Raw genomic sequence first — 18,618 nt, 5'->3', positions numbered from 1 at the left:
TGACCGAGGTTAATCGCGCGCCATGAGGCGGCGAATTTGGGTGAACAGCGCATCGTCGAGCAGCGGCTTCTCGACGATCGGCGCCCCCGCGGCGGCGGCCTTCCGCCGGAGGTCCGTGGAGGGCCCTGTCGTGATCAGGATGGCGGGCGCGGCCACGCCGCGGCTCTGCAGCATTGTGAGAAGGTCGATGCCCTGGTGGTCGGGGAGCCTCTGGTCGATGACCAGACAGGCGAAACGCGTTTTCGGGTCGGCGAGCGCGATCGCTTCCCTTGCGGTCCTGCAGCGCTCGACGCGAAAGCCGTGGGCGCCGGTCATGAAGGCCAGGGCCTTCAACACCTCGGGATCATCATCGACGATCAGGAGGACGGGCCGGCGATCGAAATCAGGGCTGGGCAAGGAGAATCTGGCTCGGCGCCGACAGGCGCCGACGCGCGGACCATGGCGCGCGCCGGGCGGGCGCGCATTGACCTAGAGCAAGTCAAAGCCCGGCGGCGAGGGCGATCCGCATCAGCTCCGCGACGTTTCGGGCCCCGGTTTTGGTCATTAGATTGGCCCGATAGATCTCGACCGTTCGCGGGCTGATCTCGAGTTCGAATGCGATCTGCTTGTTGAGCTTTCCCTCGACGACACCGGCCAACACGTCCCGTTCGCGCGGCGACAGCTCCGAGAGCCGCTGCTCGGCGGCGCGACGCCCCGCATCCGACGCTTCGGTCGTCTGCAGGGCGGACAGGGCGTTACGGAGCGATCCGATCAGATGCTCGTCCTCGAACGGCTTTTCGATGAAGTCGAGAACGCCCGCCTTCATCGCCTCCACGGCCAACGGAATGTCTCCATGCCCGGTCATCACGATCACCGGAAACGTCGCGCCCCGTGCTCGGAGCTCACGCACCAATTCCAACCCGGTCAGCCCGGGCATTCGGACGTCGGTGAGCACGCAGCCGTCCGCGACGGGCAAGGCGTCGAGAAAGGCGTTCGCCGAAGCGTAGAAGCGGGCCTCGATGCCGTTGACGTCCAGCAGGAAGGCGAGCGCCTCGCGCAGGCCGTCGTCGTCGTCGATCACATGCACCAGATCAGCCACGGCCGTTCTCCTCGGCGCGGGGCAGGGTGAAGGAGAATATCGCGCCGCCGCCTTTGTTGTCCTCGGTCCAGATGCGTCCGCCATGGGCCTCGATGATGGTGCGGCAGATCGACAGGCCCACGCCCATGCCAGTGCTCTTGGTGGTCACGAAGGGTTGGAATAGACGCTCACGGACCTCGGGGTCCAGACCTGGGCCGGTGTCGGCGACGCTGATCCGGATGGTGCGCTCGTCATCGGCGCGGACGCGGATTTCGAGCTGGCGGCGCGGTGCGTCCGCCATGGCGTCAATGGCGTTGCGGATCAGGTTGAGCGCCACCTGCTGGATCTGGATCTTGTCGACGATCACCCGTCCGATGTCGCGGGCCAGACGCAGATCAACGCGCACGTCCTGGTCCTTGACCCCGACCAGCGCCAGGGCGCTGGCCTCCTCCATCATCTTGGCTGGATCCTCAAGCGTGTGTTCGGTTTCCCCCTTCGCTACGAACTCGCGGAGGCGCTTGATGATGTCGCCGGCCCGCAGCGCCTGCTCGCCCGCCCGTCTCAGCGCGCCCCGCAGCTTGTCGAGGTCGGGGTCCGGGGCTTCGAGAAGCGTCACCGAGCCATTCATGTAGCTGGCGATCGCGGATAGCGGCTGGTTCAGCTCGTGGGCCAGCGAGGAGGCCATCTCGCCCATGGCGGTCAGGCGAGAGACATGCACGAGTTCGGACTGCAGCTCCTGCAGCCGCCTTTCCTGATCGCGCCGCTCAGTCAGATCGCGAACGAATCCGGTGAAGAAGCGGCTCCCGCCGACCCGGGCTTCGCCGACGGCCAGCTCCATTGGAAAGGTCGAGCCGTCCTTGCGTTGGCCGACCACGATGCGGCCGATGCCGATGATCCGCCGTTCCCCGGTGCCCATGTAACGGTCGAGATAGCCGTCGTGTTCGGATCGGTAAGGGTCGGGCATCAGGAGGCTCACATTGCGCCCGATAGCCTCTTCCGGCGTCCAGCCGAACAGGCGCACGGCGGCGGTGCTGAACGACTGCATGACGCCGCTGGCGTCTATGACGATCATCGCTTCCGGAATTGTCTCGAGGATCGATTGAAGGTGCGCCTGGCGGCTCGCCGCCTCGTGGCTGCGCCGCCACAGTCGTTCGCCGGCTATCGCCACGAACGGCCCCAGGAGGGCGAAGCCGAGGGCGTCGATCAGGTTGGCCGGATCGGTCCAGAGCGCATCGCGCAGGACGGCGGTGCTGGCGGCCAGGCAGAGCGCGGTCGCCGTCAGCGCCGGTCCCCGTCCGCCCAGCGCCGCGGCTACCAGAACCACCGGCACATAAAGGACGAAGGAGGTGCGATCCTCGAAGGCGCCGCTTAAGGCCTGCCGGATGGCGAGCGCGATCACCGCGCCGCCGATCGCGGCCATGTAGCCGTATCGGCGCGATTGGGATCGGGTGATGGCGGTTCGGATCGGCATTGGCGGATTTGAACGGCGCCGCGCAGCGCGGCTGTCCATCCAGCCTAGCATGCCGACCGCCGTTCCGCCCCTAGGTCAGGCGGCCGCCATATCCGACAAGGCGCCGAAACGGCGGATGCGATATTTGCGGGCGCCGACGAACTCCACGAGGCCGTCCGCCTGCAAGCGACCGAGCATGCGGGAGATGGTCTCGATGGTCAGTCCCAGGTAGTCCGCCATGTCCTGGCGGCTCATCGGCAGAGCGACGAGTTCGCCCCGGAAGCGCTCGGCGATGTCGAGCAGGAAGCGGGCGACCTTCTCGCAGGCCGTGGCGCGTCCGAGCAGCAGCATGTGAGACTGGGCGCGGCCCAGTTCGGCGGCGGTCGCCTGCCAGATCACACGCTCGAGGCGCCCCGGATCGTAGGCGGCCGAGCCCGCGCGGCGAACGGCGAGAATTTCGCAGTCTCCGAGGGCTTCGGCCGAGAAGCGATGGGTGGAGCCGATCTCGACGCCCAGCACGTCGCCCTCGTAATAGAAGTCGCCGATCTGGCGCCGGCCATCCGCCAGCAGATGGCTGGTCCGGACCGCGCCTCGAACGAGCCGATAGATCAGCTCGGCGTCCTCGTCCTGGGCGTAGATCTCCTCGCCGGCCCGGAAGGTGAGGCGGGCGGCGCCCGCCCACTCGTCGGCCTCGTTCGGCAGGAAGGACTGGGCGAAGGGCGTTTGCAGGGCTGGCGTCATGGTCGGAACCTCCTGGGCTTGAGCTCGGGGATAGGGCGGAGCGCCGACGCGCGTTATTCAGGAGCGCTCCCTAAGCACCGGCCCCTAAGGGTCGCTACGGAGGCGGACGCGGCGGCGTCCGAGGGCGCGGAGAACGCCGCTCCAGCCGCCGGCCGCGACGCCGACGCCCAGTCCAGCGGCCAGGAGGGCCGGGGAGGGGGCGGCGAAGTGGAACAGGCCGGCGGCGCCCGGGACATAGAGGGCCGCCAGAAGGATCGCCGTCAGGACCGCGCAGATCGCGCAGAACAGGCGCGGTGCGGGTCGAACGCAAGGCGCGGGGCGGCGGACTCGCCTCCTTCCGGTGGTCTCCGGCTCTTGACGTCGGTCAAGGCCCGCGTCGGCACGGGTCGATACCGGCGCCCTTGAGGAGCCGCCATGTCAGACCACAACAAACGACGCGAGCCGGAGCCGCGATCAGACGCCGTCGAACCCCCGGACGACCCCCGGCCCCGGCCGTCGGGCGGCTCCAGCCTCTGGGGCCGCCGCACGGGCCGGAGGATCCCCGAGGAGGCGGGGGAGGCGAGCGGGTTTCCGGGGGTGAGGCTCGCCGGCGCGGCCGCAGCCCTAGCGGATCGAATCTTCCCGTCCCGAGCACCTCTGAGCCGCAAACCATTCGACATCCTGGCCGTCTCCGGCGGCGCGGCGGGCGGCGCGTTCGGCGCGGGCCTGCTCGCCGGCTTGAGCCGGACCGGCCGCCGACCATCCTTCGAGCTCGTGACCGGCGTCAGCACCGGCGCCCTGATCGCGCCATTCGCCTTCCTCGGTTCCGCCTGGGACAATCGGCTGGTCGAGGCCTACACCGGCGGTCACGCGGCGGCCCTCTTCGACGTGCGGAAGGCCCTTCCGGGCCTGGAGGCCGGCCTGTTCCGGGCCCGCGCCCTGGACGCCTTGATCGCGCCCTTCGTCGATGCCGATCTGCTTCGGGCGGTCGCCGCTGCTCACGCCGAAGGCCGCCGCCTCTTCGTCGCCACGACCGATCTCGACCGCCAGCAGGCCTGCTTGTGGGACATGGGGCTTATCGCGCGTCTCGGAGAGGACGGAGATCTCGACGCGGCGCTATTGCTGTTCCGCACGGTGCTGGCCGCGTCCGCCAGCCTTCCCGGCATGTTTCCGCCGCGGCTCATAAACTGCGAGTCGGTTGGGCGATCCTATCAGGAGATGCATGCGGACGGCGGGCTGGCCGCGCCGCTCTTCCTCCTGCCGGATGCGCTCATGAGTTGGCCCGGGGTGAGAGGACGACTGAGCGGCGTGCGGGCGCACCTGCTCATCAACACCGCGCTCGACGCCGCTCCCCGGGCGACGCCCGGAAACATCCCCGCCATCCTGGTCCGCAGCTTCGAAACGATCCTGCGGTATTCCTACCTTCAGGCGGTCGGCGCGACACAGGCCTTCTGTGCGGGCGCGAACCTGCCGCTGGGAGTCGCGTCCATGTCCGGCGACGGCGATGCTCTCAACCTCGTCAGTTTCGATACGGCCAACATGCGTGAGATGTTCGCCGCCGGCCTCGCGCGGGGGTCCGGTCCGGAACCGTGGGCGTTTGCGGACCACTCGCCGGATCCGCCGGCCGGCCTGGCGCTGTGGGACCGGGCGTGGCGCGGATTGGCGCGACGCGGGTGAGTCTTCGACGTGATCCAGGTCAAGGATCGCCGCGGCGCGAGGCCTAGACTCCGAAGGACAGGAGAGACGCCCATGCCCGCCACCATGAAAGCCGCCGTCGTTCGCGCCTTTGGCCAGCCGCTCACCATCGAGGAGGTTCCGGTGCCGCTTCCGGGGCCAGGCCAGATCCAGGTGAAGATCGCCGCCTCGGGCGTCTGCCATACCGATCTTCACGCCGCCCAAGGGGACTGGCCGGTCAAGCCGTCCCTGCCGTTCATTCCCGGCCACGAGGGCGTCGGCCACGTCTCGGCAGTCGGCGCCGGCGTGACCCATGTGAAGGAGGGGGATCGGGTCGGGGTGCCCTGGCTCTACACCGCCTGCGGCCACTGCCGTCACTGCCTCGGGGGCTGGGAGACGCTGTGCCACGATCAGCAAAACACGGGCTACTCGGTCAATGGCGGCTTCGCTGAGTACGTGGTCGCGGATTCCGACTTCGTCGGGCATCTCCCCGACGGTATCGGATTCAATGAGATCGCGCCCGTGCTGTGCGCGGGGGTGACCGTCTACAAGGGGCTGAAGGTGACGGACACGAAGCCCGGCGACTGGGTGGTCATCTCCGGCGTGGGCGGCCTCGGGCACATGGCCGTGCAATACGCGCTCGCCATGGGCCTCAACGTCGCTGCGGTAGATGTCGACGAGGCCAAGCTGGCCATGGCGCGCCGGCTGGGCGCGGCCGTCACGGTCAACGCCGCCGCCGAGGCGGATCCGGCTGCCGAAATCCGCCGTCAGACGGGCGGCGGGGCGCAGGGGGTGCTGGTGACCGCGGTTTCGCCCAAGGCGTTCGAACAGGCGCTCGGCATGGCGGCGCGAGGCGGGACGGTGGCGCTTAACGGCCTGCCGCCTGGCGACTTCCCAATCTCCATCTTCGACACCGTGCTCAACGGATTGACGATCCGCGGTTCGATCGTCGGCACGCGCCTTGATCTGCAGGAGGCGCTGGATTTCGCAGCCGCTCACAAGGTGAAGGCGAGCATCACGACGGCGCGGCTGGAAGACATCAATGAAATCTTCGATCGATTGCGGGACGGGACGGTGGAAGGCCGGGTCGTGCTCGACCTGACACTCTAGGGCGCTCAGCGGTTTGCGTTGGATCAACGCCAAGGGCGCCTCCCAATGCCAAGTCTTCTCTGATGGAGACGATCTCATTCCTTCGGCGTAGATTGCGCCACTGGCCTGGAGTGCTCGCGTGAGCCGTCTCGCCTTGCATCCAGAGCGTCACCGTGTCGCCCGCATCGGCTGGTTGCGAGCTGCGGTTCTCGGGGCTAACGACGGGCTTGTATCGACCGCCAGTCTCGTGATGGGCGTAGCGGCCGCCGAGGTGACGCGCGAAGGGATCGTGATCGCCGGCGTCGCGGGCCTTGTCGCCGGGGCGATGTCCATGGCGGCCGGAGAGTATGTCTCTGTCAGCTCCCAGTCCGATACCGAGAAAGCCGACCTTGCTCGAGAGACGGCGGAGCTGACCGGCGACCGTGAGGCGGAAGTCGCGGAACTGGCGGGCATCTATGCGGCGCGCGGCGTCGAGTCGGACCTGTCTCGGCAGGTGGCGCTGCAACTCATGGCCAAGGATGCGCTCGGCGCCCACGCGCGGGACGAACTCGGTATTTCGGAGATCACCACGGCGCGTCCGGTTCAGGCGGCGCTGACCTCCGCCCTGACGTTCGCGTGCGGGGCTCTTCCACCCCTGCTGCTTGTCATGTTGGCGCCGCTGCAGGGCGTGATCCTCTGGGTCGGTGGTGCGGCGTTGGCGGGATTGATGGGACTGGGCGCCCTGGGCGCTCTGGCGGGCGGAGCGGATATCGGTCGGTCGGTTCTGCGGGTTGCCTTCTGGGGCGTGCTCGCGATGAGCGCCACCGTTGGCATCGGCCGGCTTTTCGGGACGATCGTCTAGTGCCGGCGGCCCGACCTGCGGGATCCGGGCTCGAAACCGTCACAGTTCCGCAGTTTCTTTCGTTCACTGGAGACCTGATATGACCCCGACGCCGGCGCCCGCCCTGGATCTTGGTACTGTTCAGAAGCTGCGAAAGGTCGCCGTCGGCGTCGCCCTCCTGGGACTGATCGCCCTGTCGGTGGTCAGCCAGTCCATAGGCGGCGTCGACGGCCCCTGGCATGAGTCGGTGGAAGCTGTCGGTCTTGGGGCGATCGTCTTCGCCATCGTCGGCCGCGCCTGGTGCACCCTCTATATCGGCGGACGAAAGAAGGCGGAGGTCGTCGATCGGGGACCCTACTCGGTCAGCCGAAATCCGCTTTACCTGTTCAGCTTTATCGGGGCGTTCGGTATCGGCGCGCAAAGCGGGAGCCTTGTCATCGGCGCCGCATTCGTGGCGGCGGCGGTCCTGGTGTTCCATCTTACGGTTCGCCGGGAGGAGGCTTTCCTTCTGCGGGAATTCGGTGAGGGCCACGCTCGGTATTTCGCTCGTACACCCCGATTCTGGCCGCGATTCTCGCTCTGGCGCGATGCGGACGAACTAAGCGTCCGCCCGTCCCTGTTCTTGCTCACGATCCGCGACGGGCTGGTGTTTCTGCTGGCCATCCCGCTGTTCGAGCTAATCGATGCGGGTCAGGCGGTGCATTGGCTCGGCGTGGCGGCTCACCTTCCCTAGCAAGAGAACGGGGCGATCACCTGGGCTCCGCGTCTGCATCCTGAGCATGTAGAGGCCAGGGGTTTGTCGCATCAGACGACATGCGTGGTATTCTGTGTTGGTCCATATACTCGGCGACTCTCTAAGTGGGCGCGTCAATCCACGCGGACATGACGGGCCCATAGGGTCCGATTGAAAGGCTGGCGCAGCGTTTCTCAAGGTGACCGTCTGTTTTCACGCAAACGGTGTTACCGGTCAGCTGATAGCTGCCGCGGACCGGGGCTGTAGCTGAAATCTGCCACCTCCCGTTTGGGTAGTAAGAAACCGGACGCCTGCTTCCCTCCAAAAGATACCGGCGCAGCTCGCGTTCTGAAGCTGGCCGTAGCTCGGCGGCGGTGGGACGGTAGCCGGCTGCAGCGCTTTCAGGGTCCGCGTCGGGCGTACAGCCGGTACAAACAAGCGCGATGATGACAAGCGGGAGAAGCGACTCTTTGAGCATGCGGGAACCCAAAACTTCAATGGTTTCAATGTGCCGTTGGATACTGAAAGAGGAACCACTTCTCTCAACCCATGAGGCCGGGACTTTCCAAGCAGATCTAGAAGTCGATCGCATGGAGAGCTTAGGTCTCACAATCCACTACGCACGACTCTGGCGATACCGGTGCGATGGGCCGCCGCATGCGGACTGGAAGCCGCTTTCGCTTGGGCTAGGCAAGGCGTTGCGAGGCTATCAAGCGGAGCCTGCGGCGACCTGTCGCAACATCCGGCAAGCGCGACCAAAGCGCGAGTCTGATGACGCTGGGCGCCTCCGACTGTCTGGTTGACTGGCCGAAGTAGGGCCGGCTGCATTCAATGCCCGACGGGGTTTCGGCCAAGCTTGACTGCGCGCGCTTCGTCCAGCGGGGGCGTTGTGTGCACAAGACCCCGGTAGCGAAACCGTCCGTGGACCGCGCGGTCCTTACGCGTTCGACGCGAATCTATCGCTTGCGAAGCGAGGGGTTCGAAGGAAGGATGCCTCCAGTTCTGGGGCGTCCGAATGATGATTGCGGTTCTGCGGATGGCGGCTGTGGCTCTCCTTCTGGCGGGATGTGGACAATCGGATTCGACTATATGCCAGCTTGCGTCTGGGCATGATGGCGCGAGCGCCGGCGTCGCCTCCAGCCCTGTCGATGAACCCTCAACATCCCTCGGCCGCGCGCAGGGTTGTCTGCGGCGCGCGGCCTATCGCGAAGCCAGGTCCTCGAAGTCTGCGAACTATGCGGCGGAGGAAGCCCTGCGGCGCTGTGCGGACCTGGTCACGATCACCAGCGCGCAGGCGGCGGCCGCCGAGGGGCCGGTCGGGCTGATCGATGAACACTTCAACCTGGTGCGACGCCCTCGTCTGATGGCCGAGGAAAGGGAGAGGCTCTTCCGGTTCGCCTTGGATCGGGTGATCGAGAAGCGATCCGGAATCTGCAGGTAGTTCTACATATTTTCTTGTTCGTGGATCGGGCGCCCGGTCCATTTGTCGGGAGATGAGGTGCCGTGTCGTACGATTACAGTGAACTTGCGGATCTTCCTCAAAACGTTCTTGATAAGATACAAGTAACAGGGTTTTCAGACTCATCTGTAATCTGGAACGCCCTAAAAAGGTTGTACTGGGAATCGCCGTCAGCACAGTCTATTATGAACAGTTGGGTGGCGAATCGATCCCATCCGGTAAAAATCCAAAGCACATCCGGTGTCAATGGCACGCACGATCCGTCGATCAATATCGACGTGCGCGCTGTTCTTATAAATTTGTCTCAAATATCCGAGATGAATTTCATCGACAATAATGGGTCCGTATTCAATCCAACCGTAGAGGCCGTGGTGTGGCATGAGATGATGCATCTCATGTATGGCGACAAGAACGAGGATGATCAGTATAACGTTCAGTATACGGGCGAACCCAACTATTGGTGGCAAGATCCGCACCTGAGCTGGCTGGGCGATGAATCGTGGGTGGATAATTACGACCTTGTCGGTTACGTCGTGAGGCAAGAGATCAAGGTCTCGCAAGAACTCGGACTTGCGTATCGCCCGAATTACAGCGCCACGTTCGGAAGTGAAGATCCATTGGGAGTGGCCGGAAACAGCTTCACCAATGGGCAACGGATCGACGTCGTCATCAGGGCTCCCCTTAACTCAACCGCCGGGTTCTACGGAGATCTGGAAGGACGCTTCCTGCCCAGCGGAGCTCCCGAAAGGCAGCTCGTTTTTCTGGGGGGCGGGTCGGACACCATCCGCCTCGGCGCGGGGGAGGATGTCGCCTACGGCCTGGCGGGCAATGATCGGTTCTACGGGGGCGAAGGCGCCGATATTCTCGACGGCGGCGTGGGGCGAGACATCTCGTCATACGAAGATTCTGAGGCGATCCGGATCTTCTTCGCGGAAGCGGGGTATGCCACCGGTCATGGGGGTCATGCGGAAGGCGACCGGCTTTACGACATTGAGACGATCATCGGTGGCGACGGACTCGACGTCGTCGAGCTGGAATTCGCTCTGAACTCACAGGTCACCTGGATCGAGTCCTATAGCGGCAGCACCGACAAACCCGCCTTCATGATCGGCGTCGCCGACTGGGAGGCGCCCCTGTCTCTGATCGACATAGAGACGCTTCAGCTATCCCAAGAGTATTCGGATACGCTGGTCCTTACGAATGTTCCAGGCTTCGGCTCAGACCTGAGGATATCGGCGGGCGAGAAGCAGGGTGTTGTCGATGTTCTTGACCTGACTCAACTCAGCGGCGGCGTGAAGTACACCCGAGGCCACGTCACTGATGGAAGCCCCTTCACCTTCGACGGGCGGCTGGTGTTCCGGGAGTTCGACCATCTCAAATTCGGCGACGGCGCCGATGAGGTCATCCAGGATGAAGGGCATACGACGATCCGGCTGGGGGGCGGTCGTGATGTCCTGACGGCGAACGCCAACGGAACCGTCGCCTACGGCGGCGGCGGGAGCGACGTCCTGAACGTCACCCTGGGCGGGGGACCCGACTCGGGTGTCGTGCACCTGTTCGGCAAGGACGGCGTTCTGCCGGGCGGTCCGACCCGGGATGGGGACAGGGATGTTTTCGTCGTCGGCGGCGGCCAATCCATCATCCATGACGCCGACCTGGACGATCAGCTCGCCTTCGGCGGACTCGCCGGCGGGTTCCCGATCTTCGGCGGGGTTCAGCAGTGGTGGATGGAGGGCGACTGGGCCGCGTGGGCGCCGCTCACGCCCGTCCTCGGCGCCGCTCCGGTCATGACGGGGAACCTGCTGTTCGGTCTGGCCGCGATGTTCATCGACGGCGTCGCGATGAGCATGTTCCAGTTCGGGCTGACCACCACGAACCAATTGCTGATCAACGTCGCCGGGGGGCGCGCCGGTCAGATCGTCATCCAGAACTACAACCTCGACATCGAAACGGGTGAAGCCACCGGCAACGTCGTGGTCTTCCGCCAGACCTTCCAGGCCGCAGGCGCTTCGCTGGAACGCTTCGAACAGTACATGAACCTGGCCCTGCGCGCCGGCTTCGGCGTGTGTGTGATCGGCACGGACCCCCTGATCCTCGACCTGGACGGGGATGGTCTGGAGCTGACGAGCGGACCCTCGACCTATTTCGACCTGAACGCCGACGGCTTCGCCGAGAAGAGCGCGTGGACGCGCGGGGGCGACGGCTTCCTGGTCCGGGACCTGAACGGCAACGGCCGGATCGACGATATCGGCGAGATGTTCGGGAATGCGGACACCTCGGGCTTCCAGATGCTCTCCGCGCTGGACAGCAATGCCGACGGGGCCGTCACCGCCGCCGATGCGGGCTTCGCCACCCTGCGGGTGTGGGTGGACGCGGACGGAGACGGCGTGACCGACGCCGGTGAGTTGAAGACGCTCAGCGAACTCGGCATCACCTCCATCGGGGTGAACGCCGGCGCCCCCACCGGCGCGGGCGCTTCGGTGCGCGGCAATACGGTGCGGGCGGACGCCACCTTCACCATCAACGGACAGGAACGTCGCATCGCGGACGTCCTGCTGGGCTCCAGCCCGACCGACACCATCTGGCTGGGCGACCGGACGATCTCCGTCGCCGCCGCCGCCGAGGCTGAACTCAAGGGCTTCGGGACCGTGGTCGATCTGCGCATCCAGATGACCGACGACCCCGCGCTGCTGACGCTCGTGGACGATTTCTCCGAGCTGCCGACCAGCACCTCGTGGGCGGATCTGCGCGCCGGGGCGGAAGCGATCATCCTGCGCTGGGCCGGCGTCGACGGCGTGGCGCCCGGTGCGCTCGGGCCCGACTTCGACCTGCGCAAACTCGCCTTCCTCGAGAAGTGGTTCGGGGTGGAGCTGACGCCGCGCAATGCGGGCGGCGCGCCCTCGGCGGCCAACGCCTCGGAACTGAGGGCGGCCTGGGATGCGGTCGTGGACGCCGCGACGGTGCGGCTCGCTGTCCAGGGACCCCTTGCGGCCATCTTCCAGGACGTTGGCTATTCGGTGGAGACAGACCGCCTGGAGGCGGAACTGCCGACGGCGCTCGCGGACGCCATACACCGTATCCTGGACGGCTTGCCCGCCGATCCGGCGACCGCGGCCTCCGCCTGGTCGGGAACCTGGGCGCCGCTGCTGCAGGCGTTCGTGGAAGGCGGCGCGCGCCATGACGGCAACCTGCTGCGCGATGATTTCGTGGTCGCCAGCCTTGTCCGGGCGATGGCGGGCGTGACCCAGCCTTTGACGCTGGCGCAGCTCGTGGACGGTCTTGCGCTTGAGAACGTGCGCCTGGGCGCCGCCGGGGCGGACGCCCTGACCCGTTCCGGTTCAGGCAGTTTCGTCTTCGTGGGCGGCGCCGGCGACGACACCCTGACCGGCAGCGGGGGGCAGGGCGTCTATGTGTTCGGAACCGGCTTCGGGCGGGACACCATCATCGACCAGGACATGGGGGAACAAGGGGACCGGATTCGCTTCGCCCTGCTGAGCCGGGAGGATGTGACCTTCGCCCGCGTCGGGACCGACCTGGTGATCTCGGTGATCGGCACGAACGACACCGTCACCGTCCGCAATCACTTCAGCAGCGGCCTGATGGGCGTCGATTTCGGCGTGGAAGAGATTCAGTTCGCGGACGGCGTTCTGATGGATGTTCGCGCGATCGCCGAAGTGGTCGGTCGCGGGACGTCGGCGAGCGAGACCGTCAACGGTTCGACCCAGGAGGACCAACTGGAAGGTCTCGCGGGCGCCGATCTGATGCGGGGCGGAGACGGGGGGGACACCTACTACTTCTCGGCCGGACACGGTCACGACACCATCCACGACATCCAGAGCACGCCGGCGAACCAGACCGCCGACATGATCGTCGTGGAAAACGGTCTGTCGATGAATGACACGACCTTCTCGCGCGACGGCGCGAGCACGGACCTGCTGCTGACCTTCTCCACCGGGGACTCCATCCTGATCAAGGATCAGTTCTGGTACAGTTCGCTGGGCATTCGCGGCGGCATCGCGCCCGGCGGCGTCATCGGCGGCCTGCTCGACAATCCCTTCATCGGGGGCGGCAACCTCGCCCTGGACAGCCGTATCGAGGCCATCCTGTTCAAGGCGGGCGGGTCCCTGACCTGGCAGGCCATCCAGGCCCTGCTGATCCAGCAGGCGACGACGGCGGGCGCCGATACGGTCCATGGCTTCGGCACCGGAGACCGCTTCCTCGCCAGCGCCGGCGACGATGTCTTCCATGGGTATGACGGGGGAGACGTCTATGAATTCGGCCGTGGCTCGGGCCGTGACACCATCCACGACCAAGCGATCTACCTGACCCTTCTGGGCACGGATTCGGTGATCTTCGGCGGGGGCGTGAGCCTGGCCGATCTTCAGTTCACCCGCGTCGAAGGCACCAAGGACCTGCTGATCAGCATCAACGGGACGCAGGACAGTCTGCTGATCAAGAACCAGTTCGACGGTCGGATGATGGACCTGTTCGGCTTCTTCGGCGTGCAGTGGTTCGACCGGGTCGAGAACTTCGTCTTCGCCGACGGAAGCCGGATCGACTGGGAGACCATCCTCGCGATCGTCACGACCGGAGGAGACGGCGACGACTGGCTGGCGGGCGACTTCTACGCCGACACCCTGAACGGGGGCGCCGGCAACGACTACATGAACGGGGGCGACGAGGGGGACACCTATCTGTTCGGGCGTGGCGACGGCCAGGACGTCATCGAGGATACGCCCGGATTCGTGATCGGCCCCGAACCTGACCAGCTGGTCTTCAAGGCGGGCGTCGCGGTCGGGGATGTGATCTTCTCGCGGGATCCCGCCAGTGACGATCTGATCGTTTCCATCGCCGGCACGACCGATCAAGTCCGCATCAAGAACCAGTTCGTGGTGACCGAGACCGGGGTGTTCGGCACGATCGCCATGAACCAGGTGGAGCAGTTCCGCTGGGCCGACGGCACCGTGAAGAGTTTCAGCACGATCGTCGCGGACCTGATCGCGGCCTCGAGCACGGCGGGCGACGACACGATCCGGGGCTGGCATTTCGACGACGTGATCGTGGGCGGGACCGGAAACGACCTCATGAAAGGGGGCAACGGATCCGACGTCTATGTCTTCAACCGGGGCGACGGCGCGGATGTGATCGTCGACTTCAACGACAATCTGTTCACGGGCAACGACGACCGGATCCAGTTCGGGGCGGGGATCGCGCCGAGCGACATCGTGCTCTCGCGGGTCGGCGACGACCTGATCCTGAGCATCACCGGTACGACCGACCGGATCACCGTGCAGAACCATTTCCTCTATTCGACGCTGAACCTGCGCAGCAACGAGATGGAGTCCGTCCGCTTCCACACCGGCGAGGTCTGGACGGCGAACGATCTGCGGCTTCGGTTGATCGCGGCCGCCTCGACCTCGGGCGACGATCTGGTCGCCGGATTCCAGACCGACGACACCATCAACGGCGGCCAGGGCGATGATGTCCTGCGCGGAGGGGACGGCAGCGACACCTATGTGTTCGGCCCGGGGTTCGGGTCGGACGTCATCGAGGAGCACGTCGACAACGTCGCCTACGAGGACGTGGATACCGTGGTCTTCGCGGCGGGCTACGATTCCGACAAGGCGGTCTTCACCCGCTCCGGCGACGATCTGGTGATCTCCTTCGACGGCCTGGCCGACCAGCTTACGGTCTCCGGTCAGTTCCACCACGCCGGCTGGTTCTCCGGCTGGCGGGACGTCGAGACCTTCACGTTCGGAGACGGTGTGGTGCTGACGGACGTGCAGATCCGTGAGCGGCTGCTGGTCGAGGCGAGGACCGCCGGCAATGACGTGATCGACGGATTCTACACCGCGGACATCCTGGACGGAGGCGGCGGCAACGACGTCCTGCGCGGCGCCGGCGGCGGCGACACCTACAAGTTCGGCAAGGGCAGCGGGCAGGACGTCATCGAGGAGAGCTTCGACACCCTCTATGAGGACCATCCCGACACGGTGGAGTTCGGCAGCAATGTGCTGCGCTCCGAGGTGACCTTCACGCGAACGGGCGACGATCTGGTCATCACCATCGCCGGTGTCGCCGACACGTTGACGATTTCGGATCACTTCACACCCACGCGACAAGGGCGGGTGGAGTTCTTCCGCTTCGCGAGCGGCGTCACCCTGTCGGCGGCGCAGGCCGAGGCGAACGCCGTGGCCGGCTCGTCCACGTCCGGGAACGACAACGTTCTGGGCACGGCGGCGAATGATCTGATCGACGGCGGCGCCGGTACGGACTTCCTGCAGGGCAACGCCGGCAACGATACCTACCGGTTCGGTCGGGGCTATGGACAGGACACCGTGCTTGAGACCACGGCGACCTGGGGCGACAGCGGCGACGTCCTGGCGTTCACGGCCGATGTGCGGCCGGAGGATCTGATCCTCAGCCGAAACGGCGATCACCTGGTCATCGGCCTTGTTGGATCATCGGATACCCTGACCGTTCAGTACCAGCTGCGCAGCGCGAACTCCGGCAGTCTGGCCGGAAACCAGAGGATCGAGAGGTTCGTCTTCGGCGACGGGAGCGAATGGACCGCCGCGGAAATGGACCTGCGGTTGCTGCAGGCGATGCAGACCGCCGGGAACGATACGATCATCGCTTTCGACACGGGGGACGTCCTGGACGGCGGCGCCGGCAATGACTGGCTGCAGGGCGGCCTCGGCAACGACACCTACCTTTTCGGACGGGGATCGGGGAGCGACACGATCAACGAAAGCGACGCCACCTGGGGCGATGCCGACGATGTGGTCCGCTTCGGGCCGGATATCGTGGCGGCTGATCTCCAGTTCTCGCGGCAGGGCGACAATCTGATTGTCAGGATCGCCGGGGCCACCGACCAGCTGACCCTGGTCGGCCAGCTTCGCTCGAGCAATTCGGCGGGCATCTACGGGACGGACCGGGTGGAGCGGTTCATCTTCGCCGACGGCAGCGCGCTCAGCGCGGCGGATGTGCAGGATCGGCTGCTCGCCGCGCAGCAGACCTCCGGCAATGACCAGATCTACGCCTTTGACACCGCCGACGTTCTGAACGGCGGCGCCGGCAATGACTTCATGAGGGGCGGCCTCGGCAACGATACCTATCGCTTCGGGCGTGGCGACGGCGTCGATGTGATTTCGGAGACGGACGCGACCTACGGCGACGCCGACGACATCCTGTCCTTCAAGGCGGGCGTCGAGATGGACGACCTGTCCTGGACGCGTGACGGTCTGAATCTGATCATCAAGATCATTGGGACGTCCGATCAGATCACGATCCGCAACCAGTTCTGGTCGCTGGATTCGGGCAGCGTGCTGGGCACCGGGCGCATCGAACGGTTCCAGTTCGCGGACGGCTCGGAGCTGTCGGCGCCGCAGGTCGACGCCTTGGTGCTGCTGTCCCAGCAGACCGCTGGAAACGATCTGATCCTGGGCTACGCGACCGAGGACCGGCTGGACGGCGGCGCGGGGAACGACACCCTGACCGGTGGCGACGGCGCGGACACCTATGTGTTCGGCCGGGGCTATGACCACGATACAATCCGGGAAACCGACCAGACCTACGGCGCGCCCAATGACGCGGTGCTCTTCGGGGCGCTCATCTCGCAGAGTGATCTGTCCTTCAGCCGCGTGGGCCGCGACCTGGTCATCCGGATCGTGGGCGCGAACGACAGCCTGACCATCCGCAACCAGTTCTGGTCCCAGGATTCGGGCGGCGTTCTGGGCTTCGGGCGGGTGGAGCGGTTCATCTTCGCGGACGGCACGGAGCTTTCGGCGGCCCAGATCGATCAGTTGACCCTTCTGGCGCACCAGACGCCGGGCGCGGACACGGTGATCGGCTATGCGACCGCGGATGTGATCGACGCCGGCGCCGGAAATGACGTGCTCACCGGCGGCGCGGGAAACGACACCTACGTCTTTGGTCGCGGCTACGGCGTCGACACCATCATCGAAACGGAGGAGACCTACGGCGATCTCGCGGATCGTGTCGTCTTCCGCACCGGGATCGCGCCGGAGGACCTGATCCTGTCCCGTGTTGGACTGGACCTGGTGATCGATGTCGGCAGCGACCGGTTGGTGATCCGCTACCAGCTGATGGGGCAGAACTCATCTTCGGTTCAGGGCGCGACCCGGGTCGAGATCTTCGAGTTCGCCGGCGGGGTGGTCTGGACGGCCGCCCAGATGGACGCGGCTCTTCTCGCCCAGGCGGGGACAGCGGGGGCGGACGTCATCAACGGCTTCGCCTCGGACGACGTCATCGCCGGCGCCGGGGGCAACGATGAACTTCGCGGGGAAGGCGGCGCCGACGCCCTGAGCGGGGGCGACGGAAACGATCTGATGTACGGCGGTGACGGGGACGATGAACTCCGGGGCGGCGCGGGCAACGACCAGATGTTCGGTGGAGCCGGCGAGGACGTCGCGATCTACGCCGGCGACAGCACGGACATCAGGTGGGTCAGGCAGGCGGACGGATCGATCCAGGCGATCAACGATGCCACCGGCGAGGTCGATGTGCTGCGCGACATGGAAGGCGCCTGGTTCGAAGGTGACGAACTGTATGTGGCGCTCAACCAGGCGGTGGCCGCCTACGGCACCAATGGCAACGACAGCTGGCTGCCGGGCACCGCAGGCGCAGACAACATCTTCGGCAGGGATGGAGACGATCAACTGATCGGACGCGGTGGCAACGACTATCTGGACGGCGGCGCCGGCTATGACCAGGCGAACTATGCGGGGGCGTCCGGCAGCTTCACCTTCCGCCGGGCGGCCGATGGGTCGATCAAGGTGAAAGACACCACGGGTCTGGAAGGGGAAGACACCCTGGTCGGGGTCGAGGCCCTGTGGTTCGACGGGAACCAGACGTGGCTCGAACTTGACTACCTGGTCGCCGGCTACGGAACCTCCGGCAATGACGGTTGGGTGGAGGGCACCGAAGGCGACGACGACGTCTATGCGCTGGCCGGGGACGATTCGATCGTCGGCCGTGGCGGGAACGACCGCCTCTTCGGAGGCGACGGTTACGACCAGGCCAACTACTTCGGATCCTCGACCGATTTCAGCTTTGTCCTGAACCTGGACGGCACCGTGACGGTGACGGACCTGGTCGGCGATGAAGGGGTCGATATCCTGGACGGGGTCGAAGCCCTCTGGTTCGCCGGCGACGAGACCTGGATGTCGGTCGAAGACGCTGTCGGCGGCGCGGCCACGCGTCAGGCCCAGATCACGATCGGGCCGGATCAGGCGGTCTCGAAGGCGGCGCCGATGGCGGAGGTCAACCCCGAGGTTCGACCGGTTCTGGTCGAGACGAACGGGAAGGCGGGCGGGCCGCTGGTCCTGCCCGGCGTTTCAGACCTGCCGTCCCCGAAGGGCGCGGAAGGCCCGATCATCTGCTGGACGGATCCGAACGACCACTTCGTGCTCAAGCCCACGGATACCGGGCCGCTGGTTCGACCGACGGAACACCCCTTCGAATTCGATACGCGGGTCGTCTGGGACACCAGCCGCGGCTGGCAAACCCTGTTGACGATAGAAGAGGGCGCGGGCGCGAGTTCCACGGTGCTGTCGCCGCACGACATGGACGACTGGCTGCTCTGAGCCGGGCG

10 protein-coding genes are annotated in these 18,618 nt (G+C 66.0%); 6 read left to right on the top strand and 4 right to left on the bottom strand.

Features of this window, described 5'->3' with window-relative positions:
- Positions 1-9: 9 nt before the first annotated feature.
- The 4 genes from AC3WRV_RS11250 to AC3WRV_RS11235 form a co-directional block, all read right to left on the bottom strand.
- Complete coding sequence (locus AC3WRV_RS11250; RefSeq protein WP_492313314.1) at positions 10-396, bottom strand: response regulator; 387 nt, start codon at positions 394-396, stop codon at positions 10-12.
- An 82-nt stretch (positions 397-478) separates the two neighbouring features.
- Positions 479-1,078, bottom strand: coding sequence for a response regulator FixJ (gene fixJ / locus AC3WRV_RS11245; RefSeq protein ID WP_492313313.1), 600 nt, complete (start codon positions 1,076-1,078; stop codon positions 479-481).
- A complete protein-coding gene (locus AC3WRV_RS11240; protein WP_492313312.1) occupies positions 1,071-2,528 on the bottom strand; it encodes a PAS domain S-box protein in 1,458 nt (485 codons plus the stop codon). The genes fixJ and AC3WRV_RS11240 overlap by 8 nt, the downstream gene beginning before the upstream one ends.
- A gap of 75 nt (positions 2,529-2,603) precedes the next feature.
- Positions 2,604-3,248, bottom strand: a complete 645-nt coding sequence (locus tag AC3WRV_RS11235; protein ID WP_492313311.1) for a helix-turn-helix domain-containing protein — start codon at positions 3,246-3,248, stop codon at positions 2,604-2,606.
- Between the two features lie 414 nt (positions 3,249-3,662).
- On the opposite strand from AC3WRV_RS11235, the gene AC3WRV_RS11230 reads away from it, so the two are divergent.
- From AC3WRV_RS11230 to AC3WRV_RS11205, 6 genes are all read left to right on the top strand, one after another.
- Positions 3,663-4,904, top strand: coding sequence for a patatin-like phospholipase family protein (locus AC3WRV_RS11230; protein ID WP_492313310.1), 1,242 nt, complete (start codon positions 3,663-3,665; stop codon positions 4,902-4,904).
- A gap of 72 nt (positions 4,905-4,976) precedes the next feature.
- A complete protein-coding gene (locus AC3WRV_RS11225) occupies positions 4,977-6,011 on the top strand; it encodes a zinc-dependent alcohol dehydrogenase (protein WP_492313309.1) in 1,035 nt (344 codons plus the stop codon).
- Positions 6,012-6,129: 118 nt separating this feature from the next.
- The gene (locus tag AC3WRV_RS11220; protein WP_492313308.1) at positions 6,130-6,831 is read left to right on the top strand and encodes a VIT1/CCC1 transporter family protein; all 702 of its coding nucleotides are present in this window, start codon (positions 6,130-6,132) and stop codon (positions 6,829-6,831) included.
- A 79-nt stretch (positions 6,832-6,910) separates the two neighbouring features.
- Complete coding sequence (locus AC3WRV_RS11215) at positions 6,911-7,543, top strand: methyltransferase family protein (protein ID WP_492313307.1); 633 nt, start codon at positions 6,911-6,913, stop codon at positions 7,541-7,543.
- Positions 7,544-8,558: 1,015 nt separating this feature from the next.
- On the top strand, positions 8,559-8,984 hold the full coding sequence (locus AC3WRV_RS11210; RefSeq protein ID WP_492313306.1) for a hypothetical protein: 426 nt from the start codon (positions 8,559-8,561) through the stop codon (positions 8,982-8,984).
- Between the two features lie 641 nt (positions 8,985-9,625).
- Positions 9,626-18,610 carry a calcium-binding protein gene (locus tag AC3WRV_RS11205; RefSeq protein ID WP_492313305.1) on the top strand — a complete coding sequence of 2,995 codons (8,985 nt, stop codon included), beginning with the start codon at positions 9,626-9,628 and terminating at the stop codon, positions 18,608-18,610.
- Positions 18,611-18,618: the final 8 nt, after the last annotated feature.

The sequence above is a fragment of the Brevundimonas sp. EU05-FHT14B11 genome (assembly GCF_058790835.1).
Note: the sequence above shows the minus strand (reverse complement) of the source record. Positions and strands in the feature narration are given on the sequence as shown.

Bases quoted from the DNA above. Each gene is read 5' to 3' on its own strand.
- AC3WRV_RS11225 (WP_492313309.1), top strand. From the start codon at position 4,977: ATGCCCGCCACCATGAAAGCCGCCGTCGTTCGCGCCTTTGGCCAGCCG.
- AC3WRV_RS11230 (WP_492313310.1), top strand. From the start codon at position 3,663: ATGTCAGACCACAACAAACGACGCGAGCCGGAGCCGCGATCAGACGCC.
- AC3WRV_RS11210 (WP_492313306.1), top strand. From the start codon at position 8,559: ATGATGATTGCGGTTCTGCGGATGGCGGCTGTGGCTCTCCTTCTGGCG.
- AC3WRV_RS11215 (WP_492313307.1), top strand. From the start codon at position 6,911: ATGACCCCGACGCCGGCGCCCGCCCTGGATCTTGGTACTGTTCAGAAG.
- AC3WRV_RS11235 (WP_492313311.1), bottom strand. From the start codon at position 3,248: ATGACGCCAGCCCTGCAAACGCCCTTCGCCCAGTCCTTCCTGCCGAAC.
- AC3WRV_RS11240 (WP_492313312.1), bottom strand. From the start codon at position 2,528: ATGCCGATCCGAACCGCCATCACCCGATCCCAATCGCGCCGATACGGC.